Origin of the sequence: Shigella sp. FC1544 (genome assembly GCF_001722145.1) — a bacterium.
GTDB lineage: Bacteria > Pseudomonadota > Gammaproteobacteria > Enterobacterales > Enterobacteriaceae > Escherichia > Escherichia coli.
Genome location: NZ_MECT01000045.1, coordinates 1 through 10400 on the forward strand (window position 1 = coordinate 1; position 10400 = coordinate 10400).

Annotated in this window: 4 protein-coding genes and 9 pseudogenes; 9 read left to right on the forward strand and 4 right to left on the reverse strand. The window is 45.7% G+C overall.

The genetic code is table 11. The features are described 5' to 3' along the window. Nucleotides 1-363, forward strand: a pseudogene (locus tag BGK49_RS03740) (IS1-like element IS1X2 family transposase); the annotation flags it as partial. Nucleotides 364-378: 15 nt separating this feature from the next. Here BGK49_RS03740 and BGK49_RS03745 read toward each other — a convergent pair. Both BGK49_RS03745 and BGK49_RS03750 read right to left on the reverse strand, forming a co-directional pair. After that, a pseudogene (locus BGK49_RS03745) lies at nucleotides 379-1586 on the reverse strand (molybdopterin-dependent oxidoreductase); the annotation flags it as partial. 198 nt (nucleotides 1587-1784) lie between these two features. Beyond that, nucleotides 1785-2090 (reverse strand): DUF1161 domain-containing protein, encoded by a 306-nt coding sequence (locus BGK49_RS03750; RefSeq protein ID WP_005024271.1) that lies wholly within the window; start codon nucleotides 2088-2090, stop codon nucleotides 1785-1787. 107 nt (nucleotides 2091-2197) lie between these two features. On the opposite strand from BGK49_RS03750, the gene BGK49_RS03755 reads away from it, so the two are divergent. Next, nucleotides 2198-2908, forward strand: coding sequence for a YnfC family lipoprotein (locus tag BGK49_RS03755; RefSeq protein WP_001321287.1), 711 nt, complete (start codon nucleotides 2198-2200; stop codon nucleotides 2906-2908). Nucleotides 2909-2910: 2 nt separating this feature from the next. Here BGK49_RS03755 and speG read toward each other — a convergent pair. After that, nucleotides 2911-3333: pseudogene (speG, locus tag BGK49_RS03760) on the reverse strand (spermidine N1-acetyltransferase); the annotation flags it as partial. A gap of 114 nt (nucleotides 3334-3447) precedes the next feature. On the opposite strand from speG, the pseudogene hipA reads away from it, so the two are divergent. From hipA to BGK49_RS03790, 7 genes and pseudogenes are all read left to right on the forward strand, one after another. After that, nucleotides 3448-3870: pseudogene (gene hipA, locus BGK49_RS25275) on the forward strand (type II toxin-antitoxin system serine/threonine protein kinase toxin HipA); the annotation flags it as partial. A 259-nt stretch (nucleotides 3871-4129) separates the two neighbouring features. Then, a pseudogene (locus BGK49_RS28990) lies at nucleotides 4130-4222 on the forward strand (AraC family transcriptional regulator); the annotation flags it as partial. A gap of 3 nt (nucleotides 4223-4225) precedes the next feature. Further along, nucleotides 4226-4405, forward strand: a pseudogene (locus BGK49_RS03770) (fimbrial protein); the annotation flags it as partial. Nucleotides 4406-4738: 333 nt separating this feature from the next. Beyond that, nucleotides 4739-7018: an acid resistance putative oxidoreductase YdeP gene (gene ydeP / locus BGK49_RS03775; RefSeq protein ID WP_000726687.1), complete on the forward strand. Its 2280-nt coding sequence runs from the start codon at nucleotides 4739-4741 to the stop codon at nucleotides 7016-7018. 247 nt (nucleotides 7019-7265) lie between these two features. Beyond that, nucleotides 7266-7464: pseudogene (gene safA / locus BGK49_RS03780) on the forward strand (two-component system connector SafA). Between the two features lie 74 nt (nucleotides 7465-7538). Then, on the forward strand, nucleotides 7539-8300 hold the full coding sequence (gene ydeO, locus BGK49_RS03785) for an acid stress response transcriptional regulator YdeO (protein ID WP_000060493.1): 762 nt from the start codon (nucleotides 7539-7541) through the stop codon (nucleotides 8298-8300). A 401-nt stretch (nucleotides 8301-8701) separates the two neighbouring features. After that, nucleotides 8702-10084: pseudogene (locus tag BGK49_RS03790) on the forward strand (sulfatase-like hydrolase/transferase); the annotation flags it as partial. 16 nt (nucleotides 10085-10100) lie between these two features. On the opposite strand, the pseudogene BGK49_RS03795 reads toward BGK49_RS03790, so the two are convergent. After that, a pseudogene (locus BGK49_RS03795) lies at nucleotides 10101-10400 on the reverse strand (IS1-like element IS1X2 family transposase); the annotation flags it as partial.

A 10400-nucleotide genomic window follows, 5' to 3' on the forward strand; every position in this document is an offset into this window, starting at 1 on the left:
GGCTACGTCGGTGCTAAATCACGTCAGCGCTGGCTGTTTTACGCGTATGACAGGATACGGAGGACGGTTGTGGCGCACGTCTTCGGTGAACGCACTCTGACCACACTGGAGCGTCTTCTGAGCCTGCTGTCGGCCTTTGAGGTCGTGGTATGGATGACGGATGGCTGGCCGCTGTATGAATCACGCCTGAAGGGAAAGCTGCACGTTATCAGCAAGCGTTACACTCAGCGCATTGAGCGACATAATCTGAATCTGAGACAACATCTGGCAAGGCTGGGACGGAAGTCACTGTCGTTCTCAAAATCAGTGGAGCTGCATGACAAGGTCATCGGGCATTATCTGAACATAAAACACTATCAGTAAGTTGGAGTCATTACCCATTTGCGGACCATGATCGATAGCATCTGTCCAGCTGAAGCAGGAGATTGACGTTTTGACCGGATTATCCAGCACCGGCAGGCGTTCTATGGTAATGGTATAGGTCGATTCACGCGCGCCACTATTTCCGCCGCTGATGCCGACATTGCCCGTCAAAATAGGCAACATAGCAATAGCGCGTGCAGTCAGTTCGCCGTTTGCCTGGCGTTGCGGCCCCCAGCCCTGGCAGATATAAGCGGGTTTTGCTGTGCCAATTTCACGCGCCAGTTTGATGATACGGTCCACCGGGATACCGGTAATTTGCGAAGCCCACTGCGGCGTTTTCGCTGTATTATCATCACCTTCACCAAGAATATAGGCTTTATAGTGACCATTTTTTGGTGCATCTGCGGGTAAGGTTTTTTCGTCATAGCCGACGCAGTATTTATCGAGAAAAGGTTGATCAACGAGATTTTCGTTAATCAATACCCAGGCAATACCCGCAACCAGCGCGGCATCGGTGCCCGGGCGAATAGGAAGCCATTCATCTTCACGACCAGCTTGCTGTTTTCAATATCCGTGGTGCTGTTGCCATCATTACTGCCGTAGGTGTAGGGCATGGCACAGGAGATTTGCGCGGTGCTGTAGGAGCCATACTGATTGAGTGAACCGCCGTAGCAGTTCATCAGGCGTTTGACCGCCGAGGCTGATGGCGAAGAGCGGGTCATATTGCCGCCAACAATCCCCGAAGAGTACTGAATATATACAGCCTCATTGCCATATTGTTCGACGGTTTTTTTCAGGCTACTGGCGATAGTATCCAGGGCTTCATCCCAGCTAATCCGTTCGAATTTGCCTTCACCGCGTTTACCCACGCGTTTCATTGGGTAATTCAAGCGATCGGGATGATTAATACGCCGGCGGATGGAGCGACCGCGCAAACAGGCGCGTACCTGATGGTTGCCGTACTCGTCGCTGCCGGTATTGTCAGTTTCCACCCAGGTCACTTCATTATCTTTAACATGTAGACGAAGTGCACAGCGGCTACCACAGTTGACGGAACAGGCACCCCAGATCACTTTTTCGCTGGCCTGTTGTACCGTTGCCGCTGCACTGCGCAGGGTGAACGGTAAAGAAAAACCGCCTGCAGCCAGCGCCAGAGAACCTATCGCTGTTGATTTAACGAGTGTTCTGCGGCTGATGCCCACCATTCGGTCATTTTTGGACATAACTCACTCCCTGTTCTTTATCGTTATATAAATGTTTATGTATTGAATATTTAGCGCGCTAACAATAGAGGAGGTCTACCCATTTTGGGTTAAGAATTATTAATCCACATCAATAGAAGGGTATGAGTAATAAGGTGGGATTATGTTGTATGTTCAAATCGCCGGATGTGTCATATCCGGCGTTCAGTCGATAATGTATTACTGCGGTTCGGCAGGCGCGCCATCCTGGGTAGACTGCGCGGGAGCAGAGACGTTAGCGCTGGTGGTGCGGGTGTAGAGAATTTTATGCGTATCATTAGCACAATGCCCGACGACCTGGGAATCAGGCTGATCAACCTGGTCATTGGGTACAATACTTAATGTGAAGCTGCTTTCGGGTACGCCATTATTGATAATGCGCTGTGATATATCGCTCTGTATGCGCTCACAGGATCCCGGCGCGGCGAGTACCGCGGGTGAGGCGAGGGCGAGCAGAAGCGCGGCACAGCAGGTTGAGAGTTTCATCATAAGCTCCTTACGCGAAGATAACTTCTTTAAGCATAGCATTTAACGTGTAAAGTACTGTATTTGCTACTATGATTGAGAATCATCTCTACTCTCTGGTGACTGTTGTGAAATACAAATTACTACCATGCTTACTCGCGATATTCCTCACAGGATGTGACCGCACAGAGGTAACACTTTCATTTACCCCTGAGATGGCCAGTTTCTCTAATGAATTCGATTTTGATCCGCTGCGTGGTCCGGTAAAAGATTTCACTCAGACATTAATGGATGAGCAAGGTGAAGTGACGAAACGTGTTTCTGGGACTTTGTCGGAAGAAGGCTGTTTTGATTCACTCGAATTACTGGATCTGGAAAATAATACCGTGGTCGCTCTGGTACTGGACGCCAATTATTACCGTGATGCCGAGACGCTGGAGAAGAGAGTACGTTTACAGGGAAAATGCCAGCTAGCAGAATTACCTTCTGCCGGGGTGAGTTGGGAAACCGATGATAATGGCTTCGTGATTAAAGCCAGCAGCAAACAAATGCAGATGGAATATCGCTATGATGATCAGGGTTATCCACTGGGTAAAACCACGAAAAGTAACGACAAAACATTATCTGTCAGCGCCACGCCATCAACGGACCCGATCAAAAAATTAGATTACACAGCGGTTACTTTACTGAATAATCAACGAGTTGGTAATGTAAAACAGAGCTGTGAATATGACAGTCACGCCAATCCGGTGGACTGTCAGCTGATCATTGTTGATGAAGGAGTAAAACCCGCCGTCGAACGGGTTTACACCATCAAAAATACGATCGATTATTATTAATGCTATTGTGCGGTCGGCTTCAGGAGAGTCTGACCTGGTGTTTTGTGCTCTGCCAGATACTGATGCTGGAATATACACATGCGAATGGCATTACGATATTGACCATTAATAAAAAACTCATGCATCAATTCACCTTCAACCGTAAAGCCAAGCTTGCGGTAAATGTGAATCGCTTTTTCATTCTCTTTATCGACGATCAGATACAGCTTATAGAGATTGAGAACGGTGAAGCCATAGTCCATTGCTAATTTGGCGGCACGGGTTGCCAGACCTTTCCCCTGATACTCCGGGGAGATAATTATCTGAAATTCTGCCCGGCGATGTACATGGTTAATTTCCACCAGCTCCACCAGACCGGCTTTTTCGCCGTCACATTCCACCACAAAGCGTCGTTCGCTCTGATCGTGAATATGTGAAGTGGTCAACAAAAACTGGCCACCGAGTTAGAGTTTTTCCAGTATCGATTTTCCGATTCGTTTGGGGGTAACCCACCGTTATATTCGTGCGGTCTTAGTGCGCTGTAATATCCAACGATATTCTTCCAGTGGTTGATTGGCGCAACGGATGGCCATGCAAAAAACTTCTCCGTATTTATTCAGGCTGGCGGCAGTTATCGACTCACGCCATTTTACGACATCATTTCAGCATTTCCGGTCCTTGGCGGTACGGGAATACACATCAGCGATCTCAAACTGGCAATGGGGCTTAACGCATCCAAAGGCAAAAAAATGGCAATCGATAAAATTTATCCGCGACATTTTTTGGCGACAGCAACGGTGCTGAGATTCCCGGAAGTGCAGATGCATGAAATCCTAAGTGACTTTGCCAGAATGATTCCGGCAGCACTGGATAACGTGAAGACTTCATTACCGACAGATTTTCCGGAGAACGTGGTGACGGCAGTTGAAACCAATGTGTTGAGGTTGCATGGACGGTTAAGCCGAGAATACGGTAGTAAGTGAGATATGGGGTTTGGTCGTTGTTAATAAGCAACCATGACCGCCAACGACTGGATTCTCCCTTGGTTTATGTTAGTGCGCATAATGTATATTATGTTAAATCATATCTGAGTGATGCGAAGTGCTTTTCTGGTAGTCGTTATTCGTTCAGGGTTCCAGAACTTAAGCCTCTCCTCTTTCATAATTGGCCTGTGCATGACGGATATAGGCTGGCTGGTATGCAGATTTGCCGTTTGCCGCATCTTCCCAGCGTTGAAGACTCAAGCTGGCAAACCGCGTGCAAATGAGCACGCCCTCTTTCCATCAACACTTCAGGCAGCTTGCGGGAATGAGTCCACTACGGTATCAGAAATGGGAAGTGGGTGTCTCTCTGATGCGTAATGGAAAAATACTGGCTACGGGAGAAAATGTCTCCCTAGGGACAGTAAATAAAAGCAAAGTATCTCTGGGTTTAAGCGCAACCTATGGACAAACAGGAAACAAGGTTGCAGCCGGAACCGTCCAGTCAGTCATTGGTGTCACTTTTATCTATGAATAATTGTGATTTTGATCTTAGTCTATGCGCTCCATTCACGAAAATTGCGCGGATAATTATTTTGTGAAGGCTATTATCCTACACCTGTAAGAAAATCCGCGCACAATTGAAGCCAGAGTCTTATTTTTTATATTGAAAAATATGTTAATTTAAACACTATGAGAGATGATGCTTAACTTATCGTATTTAATCTATTGTTTAACGATAATAGATTAAAAATAGAAAGAGAGTAGTCCCCTACTCTTATATATCCATGTTGGCGATAATCCCTTTGTATGTACTGTGCATCATCGCTATTACAAATCCTAATAATTCATTTCCACACAGGATAAGTAGATGAAGAAAAAAATTGAATCCTACCAGGGTGCTGCAGGTGGTTGGGGTGCTGTTAAATCCGTAGCGAATGCAGTACGTAAGCAGATGGATATACGCCAGGATGTTATTGCCATGTTTGACATGAATAAGCCAGAGGGCTTTGACTGTCCGGGTTGTGCATGGCCAGATCCTAAGCACAGTGCGTCATTCGACATTTGTGAAAACGGCGCAAAAGCAATCGCCTGGGAAGTCACGGATAAGCAGGTAAATGCCTCTTTCTTTGCTGAGAATACGGTTCAATCATTACTTACCTGGGGAGATCACGAGCTTGAGGCTGCGGGACGTCTCACTCAGCCTTTGAAATATGATGCCGTCAGCGACTGTTACAAGCCATTAAGCTGGCAACAAGCTTTCGACGAAATTGGCGCACGCCTTCAAAGCTATAGTGATCCCAATCAGGTTGAATTCTATACTTCGGGCCGCACTTCCAATGAAGCTGCCTTTCTTTATCAGCTTTTTGCCCGTGAATACGGGAGCAATAACTTTCCCGACTGCTCCAACATGTGCCATGAACCGACCAGTGTGGGTTTGGCAGCGAGTATCGGCGTGGGTAAAGGGACTGTGTTGCTGGAAGACTTTGAGAAGTGCGATTTAGTCATTTGCATTGGGCATAACCCTGGTACAAACCACCCCCGCATGCTGACTTCGTTGCGCGCTTTAGTGAAACGGGGAGCGAAAATGATCGCCATCAATCCTCTACAGGAACGTGGCCTGGAGCGATTTACCGCACCGCAAAACCCGTTTGAAATGCTGACGAACTCTGAGACTCAGTTGGCCAGTGCGTACTACAACGTGCGCATTGGTGGCGATATGGCGTTGCTCAAGGGGATGATGCGCCTGTTAATTGAGCGCGATGATGCTGCAAGTGCCGCAGGTCGGCCCTCATTGCTTGATGACGAATTTATTCAAACGCATACCGTCGGCTTTGACGAGCTACGCCGTGACGTTCTCAATTCCGAGTGGAAAGATATCGAACGTATTTCTGGACTAAGTCAGACACAAATCGCCGAACTGGCTGACGCATATGCCGCTGCCGATCGCACCATTATCTGTTACGGAATGGGGATCACTCAGCACGAACATGGTACCCAGAATGTACAGCAACTGGTCAATCTGCTGTTGATGAAAGGTAACATTGGCAAGCCTGGTGCGGGTATCTGCCCACTACGAGGTCACTCTAATGTACAGGGCGACCGAACCGTCGGTATCACCGAGAAACCGTCTGCAGAGTTTCTGGCTCGCCTGGGTGAGCGCTATGGCTTCACCCCACCTCATGCACCTGGACATGCTGCAATTGCCAGCATGCAAGCAATATGCACGGGGCAGGCTCGAGCATTGATCTGCATGGGGGGCAACTTTGCACTGGCAATGCCAGATCGGGAAGCGAGCGCTGTACCGTTAACGCAATTAGATTTGGCGGTACACGTAGCCACTAAGCTTAACCGCTCTCATCTGCTGACCGCACGGCATAGCTATATTCTGCCGGTTCTGGGGCGTAGCGAGATTGACATGCAAAAAAGCGGTGCGCAGGCGGTAACCGTTGAGGATTCAATGTCGATGATTCATGCCTCGCGTGGCGTGTTAAAACCCGCCGGTGTAATGCTGAAATCAGAGTGTGCAGTGGTCGCGGGAATCGCGCAGGCAGCACTACCCCAGAGCGTGGTAGCCTGGGAGTATCTGGTGGAAGATTATGATCGCATTCGCAATGACATTGAAGCTGTGTTACCAGAGTTCGCCGACTATAACCAGCGCATCCGACATCCTGGAGGTTTTCACCTGATAAATGCAGCTGCTGAAAGGCGCTGGATGACGCCGTCAGGTAAGGCTAATTTCATTACCAGCAAAGGGCTGTTAGAAGATCCCTCTTCAGCGTTTAACAGTAAGCTGGTCATGGCGACAGTACGCAGCCACGATCAGTACAACACGACGATTTATGGTATGGATGATCGCTATCGAGGGGTATTCGGTCAACGAGATGTGGTCTTTATGAGTGCTAAACAAGCTAAAATTTGCCGTGTAAAAAACGGCGAAAGAGTTAATCTTATTGCGCTTACGCCAGACGGTAAGCGCAGCTCACGCCGCATGGATAGATTAAAAGTGGTCATTTACCCTATGGCTGACCGCTCACTGGTGACCTATTTTCCAGAATCGAATCACATGCTAACTCTTGATAACCACGATCCATTAAGTGGCATTCCTGGTTATAAAAGTATTCCGGTTGAATTAGAACCATCAAATTAATTCGCCTCCTCATTTCTTCTGCTGTCATCCGCACAGCAGAAGAATTTCTCATTGACTATTATCGCGCAATTTGCTCACATTGATCAAATTAAACCACACACTATAAGATATAAACCTCTGCCTACAGCTGTAAGAAACTCCGCTCAGTACTGAAGTGCCAGTCCTATTTCCTCTTTTCTCCAGCCTGTTATATTAAGCATACTGATTAACGATTTTTAACGTTATCCGCTAAATAAACATATTTGAAATGCATGCGACCACAGTGAAAAACAAAATCACGCAAAGAGACAACTATAAAGAAATCATGTCTGTAATTGTGGTTGTCTTATTACTGACCCTTACGTTGATAGCCATTTTTTTCGGCAATTGATCAGCTGGGTATTTCAGAAATGGGTCGCATTGCAAGAGATCTTACACATTTCATTATCAATAGTTTGCAAGACTGAAAATAAACAGCAAATTATAAATATGAAATGTTAAAAAAGTATCGATAAAAACTTTATTGTTTTAAGGAGATAAAATGTCGCTCGTTTGTTCTGTTATATTTATTCATCATGCCTTCAACGCTAACATTTTAGATAAAGATTACGCCTTCTCTGACGGCGAGATCCTGATGGTAGATAACGCTGTTCGTACGCATTTTGAACCTTATGAGCGGCATTTTAAAGAGATCGGATTTACTGAAAATACCATTAAAAAATATCTACAATGCACTAACATCCAGACAGTGACGGTGCCTGTTCCTGCGAAGTTTTTACGTGCTTCAAATGTACCGACTGGATTGCTTAATGAAATGATTGCTTATCTCAACTCGGAAGAACGCAATCATCATAATTTCTCAGAACTTTTGCTTTTTTCTTGCCTGTCTATTTTTGCCGCATGCAAAGGTTTCATTACACTATTAACTAACGGTGTGCTATCCGTTTCCGGAAAAGTGAGAAATATTGTCAACATGAAGCTGGCGCACCCATGGAAGCTGAAAGATATTTGTGACTGCCTGTATATCAGTGAAAGCCTGTTGAAGAAAAAACTAAAGCAAGAGCAAACGACATTCTCACAGATTCTATTAGATGCCAGAATGCAGCACGCAAAAAATTTGATACGCGTAGAAGGTTCAGTCAATAAAATTGCCGAACAATGTGGTTATGCCAGTACTTCTTATTTTATTTATGCGTTCCGCAAACATTTCGGCAACAGTCCGAAGAGAGTTTCTAAGGAGTACCGTTGTCAAAGTCACACGGGTATGAATACGGGCAACACGATGAGTGCTTTAGCTATTTGATTATTTGCTAACGAGTAGTCAACCACGCACGCTACGTAAGAATTATATGGGGCAGCCATTCCCTGCCCCGCGTTGTTTTTAGGCGATATATTTATTGAAATAAATAAGTGACATCCATCACATATTTATGCACTTGCATAACCTGTTGCATGATTATTTATGATCTCAATTCAGCATTTTGTCAGTAAAATGCAATAATTTATTAAATATCAATAAATTAGTTGTTTATCGGCGAGAAATTACTTAATAGAACAGAAAGTAATGTCAACGCTTTATGGACTGTTATTTCCCTTTTTTTAGCTAAATCTGCTATCTCTTTATGTGACTAACTTCACTTACATCCACTTATTTCTCTTCGTAAAATTACTTCGGAATTAAGTACAATAAGAAGAGGAACATTTATGAAGTCTGCATTAAAGAAAAGTGTCGTAAGTACCTCGATATCTTTGATACTGGCATCTGGTATGGCTGCATTTGCTGCTCATGCGGCAGATGATGTAAAGCTGAAAGCAACCAAAACAAACGTTGCTTTCTCAGACTTTACGCCGACTGAATACAGTACCAAAGGAAAGCCAAATATTATCGTACTAACCATGGATGATCTTGGTTATGGACAACTTCCTTTTGATAAGGGATCTTTTGACCCAAAAACAATGGAAAATCGTGAAGTTGTCGATACCTACAAAATAGGGATAGATAAAGCCATTGAAGCTGCACAAAAATCAACGCCGACGCTCCTTTCATTAATGGATGAAGGCGTACGTTTTACTAACGGCTATGTGGCACACGGTGTTTCCGGCCCCTCCCGTGCCGCAATAATGACCGGTCGAGCTCCCGCCCGCTTTGGTGTCTATTCCAATACCGATGCTCAGGATGGTATTCCGCTAACAGAAACTTTCTTGCCTGAATTATTCCAGAATCATGGTTATTACACTGCAGCAGTAGGTAAATGGCACTTGTCAAAAATCAGTAATGTGCCGGTACCGGAAGATAAACAAACGCGTGACTATCATGACAACTTCACCACATTTTCTGCGGAAGAATGGCAACCTCAAAACCGTGGCTTTGATTACTTTATGGGATTCCACGCTGCAGGAACGGCATATTACAACTCCCCTTCACTGTTCAAAAATCGTGAACGTGTCCCCGCAAAAGGTTATATCAGCGATCAGTTAACCGATGAGGCAATTGGCGTTGTTGATCGTGCCAAAACACTTGACCAGCCTTTTATGCTTTACCTGGCTTATAATGCTCCGCACCTGCCAAATGATAATCCTGCACCGGATCAATATCAGAAGCAATTTAATACCGGTAGTCAAACAGCAGATAACTACTACGCTTCCGTTTATTCTGTTGATCAGGGTGTAAAACGCATTCTCGAACAACTGAAGAAAAACGGACAGTATGATAATACTATTATTCTCTTTACCTCCGATAATGGTGCGGTTATCGATGGTCCTCTGCCGCTGAACGGGGCGCAAAAAGGCTATAAGAGTCAGACCTATCCTGGCGGTACTCACACCCCAATGTTTATGTGGTGGAAAGGAAAACTTCAACCCGGTAATTATGACAAGCTGATTTCCGCAATGGATTTCTACCCGACAGCTCTTGATGCAGCCGATATCAGCATTCCAAAAGACCTTAAGCTGGATGGCGTTTCCTTGCTGCCCTGGTTGCAAGATAAGAAACAAGGCGAGCCACATAAAAATCTGACCTGGATAACCTCTTATTCTCACTGGTTTGACGAGGAAAATATTCCATTCTGGGATAATTACCACAAATTTGGGTAATGACTCCAACTTACTGATAGTGTTTTATGTTCAGATAATGCCCGATGACCTTGTCATGCAGCTCCACCGATTTTGAGAACGACAGTGACTTCCGTCCCAGCCTTGCCAGATGTTGTCTCAGATTCAGATTATGTCGCTCAATGCGCTGAGTGTAACGCTTGCTGATAACGTGCAGCTTTCCCTTCAGGCGTGATTCATACAGCGGCCAGCCATCCGTCATCCATACCACGACCTCAAAGGCCGACAGCAGGCTCAGAAGACGCTCCAGTGTGGCCAGAGTGCGTTCACCGAAGACGTGCGCCACAACCGT